We start from the raw sequence: 15728 nt of genomic DNA, 5'->3' as shown, positions 1-15728 counted from the left end.
GTACCTTGCCGAATTCTGCTATCGCTTCAATCGGCGGTTCCAATTGCACACTATGGTGAATCGGCTGATTCATGTGGCTCTGCGAACCCAACCCATCCCGCAACACCTCCTGAAGCAAGCTGAGATTCGATGGTAATCAGTATTTTTTTTGGCAAATGAATTGATTTTTCCGGGAAACGGCGTATCAATCCACACAACCGCGATGCAGACAGCCCAGACAACTCTCCGGGCAAGACGCAACCATGCGCCGCCCGAGTTCGATCCCGCGACGCCACCGCGGGTGAAGACGAAAAAATACCGATCCCGATCCACGATATTTACTCGACCGCTCGATTGCCCCATGGATCCATCGTCCCTCGAACTGCTGGCCCCCGCAAAAGATCTCGCCTGCGGTCTTGCCGCCATCAACCACGGCGCCGACGCCGTCTACATCGGCGGCCCGCTCTTCGGCGCCCGGGCGGCGGCGGGCAACAGCCTGGCCGACATCGAACGGCTGGCGGCCTATGCCCACCGGTTTCACGCCAGGGTCTACGTGGCCCTGAACACCCTGCTTGAAGACCGCGAATTCGATCAAGCGGTGGCGCTGTGCCACCGCCTGCACGCGCTCGGTGCCGACGGGCTGATCATCCAGGATGTGGGCCTGCTAGAGGCGGATTTGCCGCCCATTCCCCTCCACGCCTCCACCCAGATGAACAACCGCACGGTGGAAAAAGTCCGATTCCTCGAGCAGGCGGGCTTTGCCCAGGTGGTGCTCGCCCGGGAATTGAGCCTGGCCCGAATTCGGGAAATCCGCGCCGCCACCACCGTTCCCCTGGAATTTTTCGTCCACGGGGCGCTGTGCGTCTGCTACAGCGGCCAATGCTATTTCAGCGAGATCGTGGCCGGCAGGAGCGCCAACCGGGGCCAGTGCGCCCAGTTCTGCCGCCACCGCTTCGACCTTTTCGACCGGGAAGGCCGGGTCGTGGCCGCAAACAGCTATGTGCTCAGCCTGCAGGACCTGGATCTTTCCGCCCATCTGGCCGCGCTGTCCGATGCCGGCATCCGCTCGTTCAAGATCGAGGGCCGGCTCAAGGACGCCAATTACGTCAAAAACGTCACCGCCGCCTACCGATTGGCCCTGGATGCGCTTTTGCACGCGCGCCCCGACCTGGCCCGCTCCTCTTCCGGCCAGTGTGCATTTGCCTTTGTCCCGGACCCGGAACGGTCGTTTCATCGGGGCGCCACCGATTATTTTCTCACCAGGACAAGAAACCGGGTGGCCAACCTGCGCACGCCCAAGTCGACCGGCAAGAGGATGGGCCGCGTGCTGGCGCTGGATGCGGCCTCGTTCACCGTCTCCGGAAAGGAGGCAGTTCACAACGACGACGGGCTCTGCTTTTTCGATCCGCAAGGCGTGCTGGTCGGCATCAAGGTGAACCGGGCCGAAGGGAACGTCGTCTTTCCCAGGGACGGCATTGGCCGGCTGCGCCTGTCCGTGGGCACGGAGATATACCGGAACCGCGACAGCGAATTCGACAAGGCCCTGGCGCGCAGCACCCTCTGCCGGACCATCGCGGTGCGGATGCGGGTGGAGGAAACGATCGAGGGACTGGCCCTTACCCTTGTCGACGAGGACGGGATCGTGTCCAGCGCGGCCCTGGCAATGCCCAAACAGCAGGCGCGCGCGGCCGGCGCGATCGAAGCCGTGGCCCGCCGGCAGTTGAGCAAAAGCGGTGAGACCCTCTTTTCGGTCATCGAGGTCGCGGTCGAACTCCGGCCGGATCTCTTCGTTCCCGCCGCCTCGTTCAACGAATTACGGCGGCAAGGCTTTGCCGCCCACCTGCGGGCGCGGCTGCAGGCATACACCCCGCCTGTCCGCCACCTGCTCCCCAACGAGGTTTTCTGGCCGACCGCCGAGGTGGACTACCGGGACAACATCACCAACCGCCACGCCGCCGCCTTCTATCGCCGCCACGGCGTGCGCCAGGTGGAGCACCAGACGCTGCGGGCCGCCGACGCGCCCGATTGCGCCCTGATGACCACCAAGTACTGCCTGCGCTTTCAGCTGGGGATTTGCCCGCGATCGGGCGGACAGGAAGAGGCTGCGGCCGAACCCTTGATCCTTGCCGATAAAACCGGCCGGTATACGGTCACCTTCGACTGCGCGGCCTGCGAAATGATCGTTCGGCGGCAAACCGGGCGGCAATAGCGGCCGCCAGGCCGTCACCCGCCGGGATCAGGGCGCCCGACGTACCGTTGCCTGCCGCCGCAACCACTCCCGCACCCGATCGAATTCGCCCATGAACTGCGCCAAGGCCCTGCCCCGATGGCTGTAGGCCTCCTTTTCCGCCAAGGGGATCTCGGCCAGGGTCTTGTTCAATTGCGGAACGAGGAACAGGGGATCGTAGCCGAACCCGTGCTCGCCCCGCCACTCGGTGATGATCTCCCCCTCGCATCGCCCTTCCCAGGACAGGCTCGCGCCGTTCGGGGCCACCAGGGTGAGCACGCAGACGAAACGAGCGGTGCGGCGGTCGACATCGGCCAACTCCCGGAGCAGCCGTTCGCAGTTGGCCCGGTCCGTGGCCCCAGGCCCCGCATACCTCGCCGAATGGACCCCCGGCTTGCCGCCCAGGGCATCGACCACCAGGCCGGTATCGTCGGCCAGACAGGGCACATTGTACGCTTGCGCGTAATGGTGCGCTTTTTTGTAGGCGTTCTCGCCAAAGCTGACGCCGTCTTCAACCGCCTCGGGCACGGGCGCGAAATCGACCAGTCCGCGCAGCGCAAGCGGAAGATTGCCGAGTACTTGCCGCAGTTCCGCGTATTTGTGCCGATTGCCGGTTGCCAGCACGATCACATTTTCCATAATGTTCATCCCCTTACGGCGTTCCAGCCGCCCCGGTCCGCCAATGTGGTCCCGCTCTGCGGCCGGCACGGATTCATCCCGCTGTTTTTTCCACAAAACCGTGACACCCGAAACCGGATGCCGTTTTATCTATCCAAAGCCTATCCCTCCGTAATTTTATCCATTTTACTTGCAATACCTTCTTTTCTTTGCCTTCGCCGCTTTCCTCCCTTATTATAGGAATTATTCCTTTACACCAATGAAAATTGCAATATTCCCTTTTCCTGAACGGCTCCATGACCTCGACCCCGGACGATGACATTTCTGCGCAAGGCGCCCCGCCGATATCCCGGTTGATGCGGGCGATGCAGCGGCGATGGCGGCAATCCACCGGCCTGCCGGCCGATGAGGACCTCGCCGCCTCCGTCCCGCCCCCGGTCGAGAATCGCTGCCACCCGCGCATTCCCATCAAGGCCACTCTGGTACGGGTCACCGACGGCTGCCTGTGCGCCACGGCCGAGATCGACAACATCTCCCCCGTGGGCATCTGCCTGCGCAACCTGCCCGAGCCGCTCTACCGCGACGCCGAAAGCCTGACCGTGTTTTCCAGCGACAACCCCGGCCTGCCGGTCCTCCACATCAAGCCGCGTTGGGAACGGACCGACTGGAAGGGCAAGATCATCGGCGCCACCATCGTCAACGTCTCCGAATCCTGGCAACTCTTTTTCATCCACGCCGCCGGCCGGATCGGCGCCTAGAGTCCCCTCCCCCTTCCCGCAGCACTTCTCCCCGCACTGCAAGGACTTGTCCCTGCCGCCAAGGCGCCCTATTGTAAGAGAATAAGGAAAAAATAAGCACGCACAGCATCACCCTGTCGGGGCCGCGTTCCCATTGTCCGCAAGGAGGTTCCCCATGAGCGACTGGAAACGGATCATCATCGCCATCGACGATTCCTCCCGTTCCCTCAACGCGGTGGCCTATGTCGGCAACATTGCCGGCCACCTGGACGACATCCACCTCTGCCTGCTCCACATCTATCCCGAACCGCCGCCCGATTACGCGCAATCCGGGGCCAGTCTGACCGACTATCAAATGGCGCAGGAGCAGCAGGCCCAACTGCTGTTCGCCAAGGCCGGCGCGATCCTCCAATCCCACGGCGTCGCGCCCCAGGCCATCGCCACCCGCTGCCGGATCGCCGGTCAGCAATCGATCAGCGCCGCCATCCTCGAACTCCAGACCAAGGAGAGATACGGTACGATCGTGGTGGGCAAACGCGGCATTTCCAAGGCCGAGGAATTCCTGTTCGGCTCGATTTCCAACGCCCTCATCCACAACGGCCGCGATATCGCGGTTTGGGTGATCGGCTGATGATTCCCTATCAGAGTATCAGCATCCTGCCGGAACTCGAGGCCCGCAACCTGCGGCAACACAGGGTCGCCCGCAGCCTGCGGCGGCCTTCCCGGGTCTATACCGACACTACCGATTTCACCGCCATCGACTACGGCGACGTCATCGCCGTAGAGGGCCGGTATTTTCTGATCACCTCCTACACCAAGGAGGGCCGATTCGGGGTGGACGAGCAGATCAAGCCCTGGGTGCCGAAGGTGGTGGACCTGGCCACCCTGGCCCACTACATCCTCAAGCTTGAGTTCAAGGAAACCTTTACCATGCGGCTCGGCCGGTTTGCGGTCACCTGCTACCGCAGCCCCGAAAAGGAGGCGCGCATCCTGAAACTGGTGCAGGGGCATCCCAACTTCATGCAGGGCGAAACCCTGGTGGACGCGGTCGGCAACAAGGTACGGGTCCTGGTGCCGGTGGCCGGCAACCGGCTGGACAAGGTCATCCACACCGGCAGCAGCCACCACGACTATTTCCGCGACGAGCTGCCCGGCATCCTCTCCCGATTCCTCGGCTGCCTGGAAGGGATCGCCTTTCTGCACCACCACGGTTTCCGCCACGGCGACATCCGGCGGGACCACGTTTTCGTCGACCGCGACACCGGCCAGTTCTACTGGATCGATTTCGACTACGACTTCCACCTGCCGGAAAAACCGTTCGCCCTCGACCTGTTCGAACTGGGCAACATCCTGCTGTATCTGACCGGGCGGGGCGACTTTCACCCCCGTGAGATCCTGGCCGACCCGTCCCTGGGAGAGGCGGTGGCCCATTCGCTGGTGCCCGGCGACTTCTCCCTGCTGGCCCGCAATCGGGTGGTCAACCTCCGGAAGCTTTTTCCCTATATTCCCGACTCGCTCAACAATATCCTGCGTCATTTCTCGGCCGGCACCGAGGTTTTTTACGAAACCGTGGAAGAAATCCACGCCGATCTCGCTACCGTGGTACGGCAATTGACCAGATAGCCCTGTCCCCAAAAGCAGCCGTTCCCCTGTCCGAACCCGGTCTTTTTTCCCGGATATCCGAAAACGATCCGGTCCGCTGAAATTGTTTTCAAGACAGGTGAACAATGCTATATAGTGGTAAAGTTAATCAGGTCTTTGAACCGCGCCTTGCGCCCAACCCTGGTTGCCACCAGCATTTTTCCACGTACAAACATGGACCAGAAACCGAGCATTCCCGAGGTGCGCCAGCGCATCGACCAGATCGACGACACCATTCTCGAGCTCCTCAAGGAACGTCTTGAATGCGCCAAGGCCATCGGCCTTCTCAAGGATGAAACCAGCCGGGCCAAATGGGACCCCCAACGCGAGCTGGAAATCTACGAACGGTTGCGAAAAAGCAACAACGACGTCTTTCCCTACAAGGCGCTCCGCTCGATCTTCCACGAAATCATCACCACCTGCCGCCTGTCGCAGCGCAAAGCCTCGGTCGCCTATCTCGGTCCGGAAGCCACCTTTTCCCATCTGGCCGGGGTCAAGTACTTCGGGCAGACCGCCGAATACCTGGCCATGGAATCGATCGCCGAGGTGTTCGAGGAAGTGGAAAAGGAGCGGGTCAAGTACGGCATCGTCCCGGTGGAGAATTCCATCGAAGGCGCGGTCACCTATTCCCTCGACGCCTTTCTCCGCTACAAAGTCAAGATCTGCGGCGAACTCCAGTTGGCCATCACCCACAACCTGGTCAACCGTTCCGGCAACATCGAGGACATCCAAACCGTGGCCTCCCACTCCCAGCCGCTGGCCCAGTGCCGCAACTGGCTGCGGAAAAACCTGCCCAAGATCCCCACCCTGGATGTCTTCTCCACCGGCACCGCCGCCCAGATGGCCGCCAACAATCCCAACATCGGCGCCATTGCCAGTTCGCTGGCCATCAACACCTACGGCCTGCAGGTGGTGGTTCCGGGCATCGAGGACTATCAGGGCAACACCACCCGCTTTCTGGTCATCGGCCGTAAATCGCCCATCAAGAGCGGCCGCGACAAGACCTCGATCCTCATCGGCCTGATCAACCGCCCCGGGGCGCTCAACGAGATTCTGACCATCCTCTCGGCCAAGAACATCGACCTGGCCAAGATCGAGTCCCGGCCGACCAAGGACAAGCAGTGGAGCTATCTCTTCTTCCTCGACATGATCGGCCACATTGAGGATCCGGTCATCTACGAGGCATGCAACATCCTTCGACAGATCTGCGCCTATTTCGAGCTGCTCGGCTCCTACCCGCGGGCCGACGACATCAACCTCAACGGCCGCCTCGACTAGGGCGCCCACAGCCGGTACACCGCGACCTCCGCCCCTATGTGCGCCCTCCTCAGTTGCCAGGGATTGACCAAGGCCTTCGGCGCCCAGGAATTGTTTTCCGGGGTCACCCTGGTCGTCAATGCCGGCGATATCGTCGGCCTGATCGGCCCCAACGGCTCGGGCAAATCGACCCTGCTCAAGATTCTGTGCGGGCTGGAGCCGGCCGACAGCGGCACCGTTTTCGTCCAGAAGCTGCTCCGCATCGGCTATCTGTCCCAGGAGGACGTCCTGGTCGAGGAAGCGGGCTGCGCCGACAACCTCTATGCCGCCTGCGCAGGCCTCGACATCGACGAGACCGAGCGCTACAGTCGGGTGAACGCCCTGTTGAGCCGGGCCCGATTCCCGGATCCGCAGCAGCCGGTCCGCCTGCTGTCCGGCGGCTGGCGCAAGCGGCTGGCCGTCTGCCGGGCCCTGGTCTGCCGGCCCGACATCCTGGTCATGGACGAGCCGACCAACCACCTGGACATCGAGGGCATCCTCTGGCTCGAACGCCTGCTCGGCTCCGCCCTGCCCGACAGTCCCGCCGCCGTGCTCATGGCCAGCCACGACCGGCGCTTTCTGGAAAACACGGTCAACCGGGTGATCGAACTGGCCCCGGTCTATCCCGAGGGCTCGTTCCAGGTGCGGGGCGGCTATGCCGACTTCCTTGAAAAAAAGACCGATTACCTGCTTCAGCGGCAGGGCCTGGAGGAACGACTGGCCAACAAGGTCCGCCGCGAGACCGAATGGCTGCGCCGCGGCCCCAAGGCCCGCACCACCAAGGCCCGCTACCGGATCGAGGAGGCCGGCCGCCTTCAGGACGAACTCGGCGAAATCCGGGACCGGAACCGCTCCCTGGGCCAGGTGGGCATCGCCTTTGACGCCACCGGCCGCCGAACCAAGAAATTGCTGACCGCCACCGGCCTGGAAAAGGGCTTCAACGGCCAAACCCTGTTCTCCGACCTGGACGTCAATCTCACCCCCGGTCTGCGCCTGGGATTGCTGGGCCGCAACGGTAGCGGCAAGTCGACCCTGATGCGGATTCTGGCTTCCTCCACGCGCCGCAGCGGCCTGTTGCCGGACGCCGGCGCCATTGCCCTGGCCGACGGCCTGCGCATCGTCAGCTTCGACCAGCGGCGCCAGGCCCTCGACCCCGACGCCACCCTGCGCCGGGCCCTGGCCCCGGAAGGCGACAGCGTGATCTACCAGGGGCAGGCGCTGCACGTGGTCACCTGGGCCAAACGCTTTCTCTTCCGGACCGACCAGCTGGAAACCCCTGTCTACCGGCTCTCGGGCGGCGAACAGGCCCGCATCCTCATCGCCCGGCTGATGCTCCAGCCTGCGGACGTCCTGTTGCTGGACGAGCCGACCAACGACCTCGACATCCCCTCGCTCGATGTCCTGGAAGAAAGCCTGTGCGAGTTTCCCGGCGCCCTGGTGCTGGTCACCCACGACCGTTTCCTCCTCGACCGGGTCTGCAACCTGGTGCTCGGTTTCGACGGCGCCGGCCGGGCCGGATATTTCGCCGACTACGACCAATGGCTGGCCATGCTCGAGGAGCGGGAACGAGGACGCGAACGGGAAGAAACCGCCGACAGTCCGCCGCTGGCCAGGGAAAAACCGGCCGCCAATCCCAAGCCGGGCAAGCTCTCGTACATGGACCAGCGCGAATACGACCAGATGGAGGAGAAGATTCTCGCCGCCGAAGCCCGGTTGGGCGAGCTGGAAGCGCTGATGGCCGCGCCGGAAGTGGTGGCCAATCCGGGCCAGTTGCAGCGGTATTGGCAGGAGCAGCTGGAGATGCAGGCCCAAACCGAGCTGCTCTACGACCGTTGGAACGAGTTGGAACGAATCCGCCAGGGCATGGCGGAGTAGCGGGCCGGGGCCGGGCGGTCAGCCGCCGATGCGCGACATCCGCCCGTGACAGTCGCTGCCGGAGCGGCGCAGCCGTTCGTCGAGATGATGCCCTTCGGGTTTGTTGCGGATGGCGGCCAGCAGGGCCTGGCGCAGGGCCTCGTCGCCCGAGCCGTCGCGCAGCACCGGCCGCAGGTCGATTTCGTGGTCGTGGAGCAGGCAGGAGCGGAGCCCGCCGGACGAGGTCAGGCGCAGGCGGTTGCACCGACTGCAGAAATGGTGGCTGATCGGGCTGATAAAGCCAAGCGTCCCCACCGCATCCGCCCCGAGGCGATACACTTTGGCCGGACCGTCGCTCCGCCCCTTCTCCAGGGGAATCAGCTCGCCCAAGGCGGCGATGCGGGCCATGATTTCGTCGGTGCCGATATAGGTATCGGCGTTCCAGCGGCTGGATTCGCCGATGGGCATGAACTCGATGAACCGCACCTGCACCGATAGCCGCCGCGACAGCAGGGCGAAATCGGCCAGTTCGTCGTCGTTGACATGGCGCATGGCCACCATGTTGAGCTTCACCGGGGAGAAACCGAGGGCCAGCGCCGTCTCCACCCCGCGCCAGACCTGGTCGAAACAGTCGACCCCGGTGATCGCCGCCACCCGCTCGGGCTTGAAGGAATCGAGGCTGATGTTCACCTTGGTCACGCCGGCCTCGTACAATTCCCGGCCGTAGCGTTCCAGCAGCACGCCGTTGGTGGTGATGCGGACGTCGTCCAGCCCTTCGATCCGGGTCAGGTCGCGGATGAACTGCATGACGTTGCGGCGCACCAGGGGCTCGCCGCCGGTGAGCCGGACCTTGGCGATACCCATGCCCACCGCCACCCGGGCCACCCGCAACAGCTCCTCGTAGGAGAGCAGCTCGTCGTGGGCAAGCTTGGTCAGGCAGCCGTCGGATTCTTCTTCGGTGACGCAGTACCGGCAGCGGAGATTGCAGCGGTCGGTGAGGCTTAAGCGCAGGTAGGAAATGGGGCGGGCGAAAAGATCGACAAGTCCGGTTCCTGCTGAGGCGATGGGCGTATTATCGTGTGTCATTGACATGTGGTGCCTGGGTGGGACTGGTTGCCTTGCCCAGAGCGCGGGGACAACCTGAACGTACAGATAACACCGAAACGAGGCGATTGCAACCGACGACCCATGCTTATCCTTGCCATTGAAAGTTCCTGCGACGACACGGCGGCGGCGGTTCTCGAACCGGAAAACCGGATTCGCTCCTCGGTGGTCAGCAGCCAGAACGAGATCCACGCCCGCTTCGGCGGCATCGTGCCGGAGTTGGCCTCGCGCCGCCATATCGAAATGATCCGGCCGGTGGTCGACGAGGCCCTGGCACAGGCCGAGGTCGTCCTGGACGACATCGACCTGATCGCCGCCACCCAGGGACCGGGCCTGGTCGGTTCGCTGCTGGTCGGCTTCACCTTTGCCAAGGCCCTGGCCCTGGTGCGCGGCCTGCCCTGCGTCGGGGTCGACCACATGGCCGGCCATCTGCTGTCCAGCCTACTCGAGGACCCGGCGCCGGCCTTTCCCTATACCGCCCTGATCGTTTCCGGCGGCAACACCTCGCTGTTCGCGGTCGACGATCCCCTGACCTTCACCCGCCTGGGACGGACCCGGGACGATGCCGCCGGCGAGGCCTTCGACAAGGTGGCCAAGCTGCTGGGCCTCGGCTATCCCGGCGGGCCGGTGATCAGCCGCCTGGCCGCCGAGGGCGATCCGACGACCATCGCCTTTCCCCGCGCCCGGTTGGGAGCGGACAGCCTCGATTTCAGTTTCAGCGGCCTCAAAACCTCGGTGGCCGCCCAGATCGACAGCTGCCGCCGTCAGGACGCCGGCCCGAGCGTTGCCGACATCTGCGCCTCGTTCCAAGAAGCGGTGGTCGATGTCCTGGCCGACAAAACCCTGGCCGCGGCCGAACGCACCGGCCATCGCCGGATAGTGCTCGGGGGCGGGGTGGCGGCCAACCCCCGGCTGCGGGCCGTGCTGACCGAACGGTGCGGCCGTAACGGGCTTGAGTTGTTCATGCCGGCACCGGCGCTGTGCACCGACAATGCCGCCATGATCGGCCTGGCCGGCTACTACCGGTTTCTCGGCGGCCAATTGGCGGAAGCCGACGCCGACGCCTATTCCCGCTCTCCGCTCAACTGACGCCATGGCTGCCGGATCCACTCAACATCTCCTCAAGCGCCAAGGCCTGGCCCCCCACAAAAAACTGGGGCAGAATTTTCTGGTGCACGAGCGCACCCCAAAACGGATCGTCGATCTGGCCGGGCTGCATCCCGACGATCGGGTGATCGAGGTCGGGGTCGGCCTGGGTGCCCTCACCCGGCCGCTGGCAGCGGCCTGCGCCCATGTCGTCGGCCTGGAAGCCGACGCTGGCATTGTCCGCCTGCACCGGGAACAGCAGGATCTGCCCGCCAATGTCGAGTTGATCCACGCCGATGTGCTCAAGGTCGACCTAGCCGCCCTGGTCGCGCCGGGGCAGAAGCTGAAAATCGTCGCCAACCTGCCCTACTCGATTTCCAGCCCTTTTCTCTTCCGCCTGATCGAGCACGCCGAGCTGATGGATTTCGCCGTGGTCATGCTGCAAAAAGAGATGGCCCTGCGGTTGATGGCCCGGCCGGGCACCAAGGAGTACGGCACCCCCACGGTGCTACTAGCCGCCTGCGCCGAGGTACGGCCGCTGCTGACGGTCGATCCGGCGGAGTTCCACCCCCGGCCCAAGGTCGATTCCCTGGTGATCCGTATCGCCTTTCAGCCCCGGCCGGCTCGGGTGCAGGCCCTGGGCGATTTCGACCGCGCCCTGCTGGCCCGAATCGTTCACGCCGCCTTTGGCCAACGCCGCAAAACCCTGCTCAACGGTTTGGCCGGCGCCGGGTTGAGGCCCGACAAAGCCTTGCTGGCTGACTGCATCGAAGCCTGCGGCCTGGCCCCCTCGGTCCGGGCGGAAACCCTGAACCTGGAAGATTTCGTTCGTTTAAGCCGTGCACTCGCGCCCGGCATCCCTCCCAACCCCTGCCTTTCCTCGCCATCGCCATGACGGAACAAAAAAAACCTGCCCCGCCCCAGATCAGCCCCTATGTCTTCCCCGTCCTCCTGGCCGGACTCGGCCTCTGGTGCCTGTACGACGGCTGGTTCACCACCGATCCGGAGATGCTCAAGCACCAGTTATTCAACCGGATCGCCAGCGGCGTCCTCCTGGTATGGGCGGTGATCGATTTCATCCGTACCCGTAAGCGGGACAAGGCGGAGCAGGCGGAACGGGCCGCCCGCGCCCCGGAACCGACCGAACACGATTGAGCCGGCCGGCGTGCCATGATCACCAACCGCCAGCTCCTGCTTCCCTATGCCCTGCCCTACCTGGCCTATGTGGGGATCGCCTCGATACCGGACGAAATCCTGGCGCCGCACGCCAACTATCTGTGCCGCCTGATCATCGTCCCCTTGCTGCTCGCCTGGGCCTGGCGCTGGTACTGTCCCCTCACCGGCCCCAAACCGGTGTGGGGGTCGATTGCCACCGGCGCGGTTGCCGGTCTGGCCGGCCTGCTGCTGTGGCTCGCGTTGCTGGCGCCCTTTGTCCAACCGGACGAGGCCAGTCCCTGGACCGTGCCGAGTTTCCTTTTGCGCCTGCTCAGCGCCGGATTGGTGGTCCCCTTGTTCGAAGAGTTGATGATGCGGGGATTCGCCTTCCGTCTGGCGCTGCAATGGGATCAAGCCCGGCAAGCGGGACAGGCGAACCCGCTCCATGTCGCCCTAGACCGGCGTTGCATCGATGAGGTACCGCCGGGCAGTTGGTCATGGATGGCCATCGCGCTCTCGACCTTGGCCTTCACCGCCGGTCATACGATGCCCGAATGGCCGGCCGCCGTGGCCTACGGCCTGCTGATGGCCTGGCTCCTCATCCGCCGACAGGATTTGATCGCCTGCATCACGGCGCACGCAATCACCAATATCTTTCTGGCCCTGTTTGTCTACGCCACTGATTCCTGGCATTTCTGGTAGCCGCCGGCGGGCCGCTACCACAGCAGACAGCGGCAGCGGCTTGTTCTCTTTTGCCGGACAGCGTTATGCACAATTTCGTCTTTCATAATCCGACCAAGATCTTGTTCGGCCAAGGTACCGTCGAGGCCATCGGCCCGGAAACCAGAGCCTGGGGCCGGCGGGCGCTGCTGGTCTACGGCCGCTCCAGCCTGAAGCGTCACGGCCTGTACCAGCGGATTCTCGCCTCCTTGCAGGCAGCGGGCCTGGAGGTGGCCGAGCACGGGGATGTGCGCGCCAATCCGGTGCTCACCCATGCCCGCCAAGGCATCGACAAAGCCAGGGCCTGGCAAGCGGAGGTGATCGTGGCCGCGGGCGGCGGCTCGGTGATCGATACGGCCAAGGCCATTGCCGCCGGGGTTTCGGTCGAGCACGACGTGTGGAAATTCTTCACCGGCAAAAAAAGCCTCAAAGCCGCCCTGCCGGTGACCACGGTGCTCACCCTGGCCGGCTCCGGCTCGGAGATGAACTCGGGCATGGTGCTCACCAACGAGGGCACCGGCGAAAAATTCGGCTTCGGCCATCGCCTGCTCCACCCCAAGACCTCGATCCTCGATCCCCAGGCCACCTGCACCGTGCCACCCGACCAGACCGCCTTCGGCGCGATCGACGCCATCAGCCATCTGCTGGAATTTTATCTGACCGCCGCCGATCCCGACACCCCGGTCCAGGACCGGCTGATGGAAGGCTTGATCGAAAACAGCATGGTCGCCTGCGACCGCTGCCTGCGCGATCCCCTGGATTATCACGGCCGCGCCAACCTGATGTGGACCACCTGCCTGGCCCTCAACGGCCTGACCGCTGCCGGCCTCGGCCGGGTCGGCTTTCCCATGCATCTCATCGAACATTCCCTAAGCGCCCTGTACGACGTCCCCCACGGCGCCGGCATGGCGGTGGTTGTGCTCGGCTGGCTCCGCGCCCAGCAAACGGTCCTGGCGCAAAGGATCGCCGGCCTCGGCCGACGGCTGTTTGGCCTGGACGAACCCGATCCGCAGCTGGTGGCCGCCCGGACCATTGCCCGGTTCGCTCAATGGCTGGCAAGCGTCAACGCGCCGCTGACCTTGGGCGATCTCGGCATTCCGGCGGCGGACATTCCCCGCATCGCCGACAATACCCGTGGCCTGGCCCGGGTCTGGAGACTGGCCGATTCCACTCCGGAACGGGTCGCGGCCATTCTCCGCCATTGTCTGGCCCGACCGGATGCCGACAACGGCAATTTGCCGGGAGAATGGCGACATTATCCATGACATTCATCGGTCAATGCGGTAAGTTGGACACGTTTTTGCAATCTTGCAAACCGAGAGAGGCGCGCGAATGACCATGGAGCACGACATCCCGGCCGGAAGGGCTGTACCGGCGGAATGGCTCAGCCATTTCGACCGCTACCTGATCAGCGAAGGAACACACGAGCGCGCCTACCAGAAACTGGGCGCGCATCTTGTCCGCCATGGAGAGGACGAAGGCGTCGTTTTCGCGGTGTGGGCTCCCAACGCCCGCCAGGTCGAAGTGATCGGCGACTTCAACGGCTGGCACTCCGGCCTCCATCCCATGCATTCGTCCGATGCCGGCATCTGGACGCTTTTCGTCCCCGGCCTGGGCGAGCACACCGTCTACAAATACCGGATCACCGCCCAGACGGGCGAGCAGCTCGACAAGGCCGATCCCCTCGGCTTCGCCATGGAGGAACGGCCGCGCACCGGCTCGGTGGTTGCCAACCTCGACCGCTACGTGTGGCGGGACCAGGAATGGGTTGCCGGCCGCCCGCAGCGCCAGGCCCTGGACGGCCCGATTTCGATCTACGAAGTCCATCTCGGCTCCTGGCGCCGGATGCCGGATGCCCGCTGGGGCCAACGCTACCTCACCTATCGCGAGCTGGCCGCCGAACTGATCCCCTACGTCAAGGAGCTGGGCTACACCCACATTGAACTGCTGCCCATCGCCGAGCATCCCTTCGACGGTTCCTGGGGCTACCAGGTGCTCGGTTTCTACGCCCCGACCTCCCGCTTCGGCAGTCCCCAGGACTTCATGTTCTTTGTCGACGAGTGCCACGCGGCCGGCATCGGCGTGCTGCTGGACTGGGTTCCGGCCCATTTTCCCAAGGATGGCGCCGGCTTGAACAACTTCGACGGCACCCAGTTGTATGCCCACGCCAACCCCATGCAGGGCGAGCACCAGGACTGGGGCACCATGATTTTCAACTACAGCCGGAACGAAGTCCGCTCCTTCCTCATTTCCAACGCCCTGTTCTGGATCGATAAATATCACATCGACGGCCTCCGGGTCGACGCGGTGGCCTCGATGCTCTACCTCGACTATTCACGGCAGGAAGGGCAGTGGATTGCCAACGAGCACGGCGGCAGGGAAAACCTGGCCGCCATCGGCTTTCTGCGCAAGGTCAACGAAGCCCTGCACGGCGTCTTCCCGGGGGTGCTGACCATTGCCGAGGAATCGACCTCCTGGCCCATGGTCAGCCGGCCCACCTACATCGGCGGCCTCGGCTTCACCCTCAAATGGAACATGGGCTGGATGCACGACACCCTGAGCTACATGGGCAAGGACGCCCTGTTCCGCCGCTTCCACCACAACCAGATGACCTTCGGCATGCTGTACGCCTTCCACGAAAATTTCGTCCTGCCGCTCAGCCACGACGAAGCCGTGCACGGCAAAGGTTCGCTCCTCAACAAGATGAGCGGCGACGAATGGCAGAAGTTCGCCAATCTTCGTGCCTATTACGGTTTCATGTGGGGCTATTCCGGTAAAAAGCTGCTGTTCATGGGCGGCGAATTCGGCCAGTGGCAGGAATGGAACCACGACACCGGCCTGGAATGGATGGCCCTGGAGGCACCGAACCACCGTGGCGTCCAGCGCCTGATGCGCGATCTCAACCTGGTCTACCGTTCCGAGGCGGCCCTGCACCAGATCGATTTCGACTGGAACGGCTTCCGCTGGATCGACGCCAACGATTCCGACAATTCCGTTCTTTCCTTTCTCCGCTTTGCCAAGGATTCCGAAGACTTCATCGTCGTGGTCTGCAATTTCACCCCGGTGGTGCGCCGGCAGTATCGCATCGGCGTCCCCAGGGCCGGAGCATACCGGGAGCTGATCAACTCAGACCTTGCCATCTATGGCGGCAGCGGAGTCGACAACGGGCCGGTATGCACCACCCTGCCCGAAGCCTGCCACACCTTCGGCCAGTGCCTGTCGCTGACCTTGCCGCCGTTGACCACTTTGTGGCTCAAACCCATGCATGACGACACCTGAATTCTTTTTTTCGTGACCTCAACCCTACGACC

Annotated in this window: 14 protein-coding genes and 1 pseudogene; 13 read left to right on the top strand and 2 right to left on the bottom strand. The window is 63.9% G+C overall.

Translation table 11 applies throughout. From position 1 onward, the window contains the following. A pseudogene (locus RMR13_RS14400) lies at positions 1 to 136 on the top strand (IS1595 family transposase); the annotation flags it as partial. Positions 137 to 340: 204 nt separating this feature from the next. Beyond that, on the top strand, positions 341 to 2188 hold the full coding sequence (locus RMR13_RS14395) for a U32 family peptidase (protein WP_310601322.1): 1848 nt from the start codon (positions 341 to 343) through the stop codon (positions 2186 to 2188). Between the two features lie 27 nt (positions 2189 to 2215). Here RMR13_RS14395 and RMR13_RS14390 read toward each other — a convergent pair whose 3' ends face one another. Further along, positions 2216 to 2845 (bottom strand): XTP/dITP diphosphatase, encoded by a 630-nt coding sequence (locus RMR13_RS14390; RefSeq protein WP_310601321.1) that lies wholly within the window; start codon positions 2843 to 2845, stop codon positions 2216 to 2218. Between the two features lie 275 nt (positions 2846 to 3120). Between RMR13_RS14390 and RMR13_RS14385 the strand changes: the two genes are divergently transcribed. The 5 genes from RMR13_RS14385 (at position 3121) to RMR13_RS14365 (ending at position 8373) form a co-directional block, all read left to right on the top strand. Beyond that, positions 3121 to 3582 (top strand): hypothetical protein, encoded by a 462-nt coding sequence (locus RMR13_RS14385; protein ID WP_310601320.1) that lies wholly within the window; start codon positions 3121 to 3123, stop codon positions 3580 to 3582. A 154-nt stretch (positions 3583 to 3736) separates the two neighbouring features. Then, the gene (locus RMR13_RS14380) at positions 3737 to 4192 is read left to right on the top strand and encodes a universal stress protein (protein ID WP_310601319.1); all 456 of its coding nucleotides are present in this window, start codon (positions 3737 to 3739) and stop codon (positions 4190 to 4192) included. After that, positions 4192 to 5184: a hypothetical protein gene (locus tag RMR13_RS14375; RefSeq protein WP_310601318.1), complete on the top strand. Its 993-nt coding sequence runs from the start codon at positions 4192 to 4194 to the stop codon at positions 5182 to 5184. The genes RMR13_RS14380 and RMR13_RS14375 overlap by 1 nt, the downstream gene beginning before the upstream one ends. A gap of 192 nt (positions 5185 to 5376) precedes the next feature. Further along, entirely contained in the window at positions 5377 to 6480 is a 1104-nt protein-coding gene (gene pheA / locus RMR13_RS14370; RefSeq protein ID WP_310601317.1) for a prephenate dehydratase, read from the top strand. Between the two features lie 36 nt (positions 6481 to 6516). Further along, positions 6517 to 8373 (top strand): ABC-F family ATP-binding cassette domain-containing protein, encoded by a 1857-nt coding sequence (locus tag RMR13_RS14365; protein WP_310601316.1) that lies wholly within the window; start codon positions 6517 to 6519, stop codon positions 8371 to 8373. An 18-nt stretch (positions 8374 to 8391) separates the two neighbouring features. On the opposite strand, the gene moaA is transcribed toward RMR13_RS14365, so the two are convergent. Continuing rightward, positions 8392 to 9438 carry a GTP 3',8-cyclase MoaA gene (gene moaA / locus RMR13_RS14360; RefSeq protein WP_310601315.1) on the bottom strand — a complete coding sequence of 349 codons (1047 nt, stop codon included), beginning with the start codon at positions 9436 to 9438 and terminating at the stop codon, positions 8392 to 8394. 102 nt (positions 9439 to 9540) lie between these two features. Here moaA and tsaD point away from each other — a divergent pair, with 102 nt between their 5' ends. From tsaD to glgB, 6 genes are all read left to right on the top strand, one after another. Then, a complete protein-coding gene (gene tsaD, locus RMR13_RS14355) occupies positions 9541 to 10545 on the top strand; it encodes a tRNA (adenosine(37)-N6)-threonylcarbamoyltransferase complex transferase subunit TsaD (RefSeq protein ID WP_310601314.1) in 1005 nt (334 codons plus the stop codon). 4 nt (positions 10546 to 10549) lie between these two features. After that, positions 10550 to 11437, top strand: a complete 888-nt coding sequence (gene rsmA, locus RMR13_RS14350) for a 16S rRNA (adenine(1518)-N(6)/adenine(1519)-N(6))-dimethyltransferase RsmA (protein WP_310601313.1) — start codon at positions 10550 to 10552, stop codon at positions 11435 to 11437. Further along, entirely contained in the window at positions 11434 to 11697 is a 264-nt protein-coding gene (locus RMR13_RS14345; protein WP_310601312.1) for a hypothetical protein, read from the top strand. Before rsmA ends, RMR13_RS14345 begins: the two co-directional genes overlap by 4 nt. A 15-nt stretch (positions 11698 to 11712) precedes the next feature. Further along, the gene (locus RMR13_RS14340; protein WP_310601311.1) at positions 11713 to 12399 is read left to right on the top strand and encodes a type II CAAX prenyl endopeptidase Rce1 family protein; all 687 of its coding nucleotides are present in this window, start codon (positions 11713 to 11715) and stop codon (positions 12397 to 12399) included. A gap of 65 nt (positions 12400 to 12464) precedes the next feature. After that, positions 12465 to 13682 carry an iron-containing alcohol dehydrogenase gene (locus RMR13_RS14335; protein WP_310601310.1) on the top strand — a complete coding sequence of 406 codons (1218 nt, stop codon included), beginning with the start codon at positions 12465 to 12467 and terminating at the stop codon, positions 13680 to 13682. Between the two features lie 73 nt (positions 13683 to 13755). Beyond that, positions 13756 to 15696: a 1,4-alpha-glucan branching protein GlgB gene (gene glgB, locus RMR13_RS14330; protein WP_409070301.1), complete on the top strand. Its 1941-nt coding sequence runs from the start codon at positions 13756 to 13758 to the stop codon at positions 15694 to 15696. The last annotated feature ends 32 nt before the right edge of the window (positions 15697 to 15728 follow it).

This window comes from Desulfobulbus sp. (genome assembly GCF_031547805.1).
GTDB lineage: Bacteria > Desulfobacterota > Desulfobulbia > Desulfobulbales > Desulfobulbaceae > Desulfobulbus.
Note: the sequence above shows the minus strand (reverse complement) of the source record. Positions and strands in the feature narration are given on the sequence as shown.

What these genes read in the sequence shown, in the direction of transcription:
- glgB (WP_409070301.1), top strand. Translation starts at nt 13,756, where the DNA reads ATGGAGCACGACATCCCGGCCGGAAGGGCTGTACCGGCGGAATGGCTC.
- tsaD (WP_310601314.1), top strand. Translation starts at nt 9,541, where the DNA reads ATGCTTATCCTTGCCATTGAAAGTTCCTGCGACGACACGGCGGCGGCG.
- rsmA (WP_310601313.1), top strand. Translation starts at nt 10,550, where the DNA reads ATGGCTGCCGGATCCACTCAACATCTCCTCAAGCGCCAAGGCCTGGCC.
- pheA (WP_310601317.1), top strand. Translation starts at nt 5,377, where the DNA reads ATGGACCAGAAACCGAGCATTCCCGAGGTGCGCCAGCGCATCGACCAG.
- RMR13_RS14390 (WP_310601321.1), bottom strand. Translation starts at nt 2,845, where the DNA reads ATGGAAAATGTGATCGTGCTGGCAACCGGCAATCGGCACAAATACGCG.
- RMR13_RS14365 (WP_310601316.1), top strand. Translation starts at nt 6,517, where the DNA reads ATGTGCGCCCTCCTCAGTTGCCAGGGATTGACCAAGGCCTTCGGCGCC.
- RMR13_RS14385 (WP_310601320.1), top strand. Translation starts at nt 3,121, where the DNA reads ATGACCTCGACCCCGGACGATGACATTTCTGCGCAAGGCGCCCCGCCG.
- RMR13_RS14375 (WP_310601318.1), top strand. Translation starts at nt 4,192, where the DNA reads ATGATTCCCTATCAGAGTATCAGCATCCTGCCGGAACTCGAGGCCCGC.
- RMR13_RS14395 (WP_310601322.1), top strand. Translation starts at nt 341, where the DNA reads ATGGATCCATCGTCCCTCGAACTGCTGGCCCCCGCAAAAGATCTCGCC.
- RMR13_RS14335 (WP_310601310.1), top strand. Translation starts at nt 12,465, where the DNA reads ATGCACAATTTCGTCTTTCATAATCCGACCAAGATCTTGTTCGGCCAA.
- RMR13_RS14345 (WP_310601312.1), top strand. Translation starts at nt 11,434, where the DNA reads ATGACGGAACAAAAAAAACCTGCCCCGCCCCAGATCAGCCCCTATGTC.
- RMR13_RS14380 (WP_310601319.1), top strand. Translation starts at nt 3,737, where the DNA reads ATGAGCGACTGGAAACGGATCATCATCGCCATCGACGATTCCTCCCGT.
- moaA (WP_310601315.1), bottom strand. Translation starts at nt 9,438, where the DNA reads ATGACACACGATAATACGCCCATCGCCTCAGCAGGAACCGGACTTGTC.
- RMR13_RS14340 (WP_310601311.1), top strand. Translation starts at nt 11,713, where the DNA reads ATGATCACCAACCGCCAGCTCCTGCTTCCCTATGCCCTGCCCTACCTG.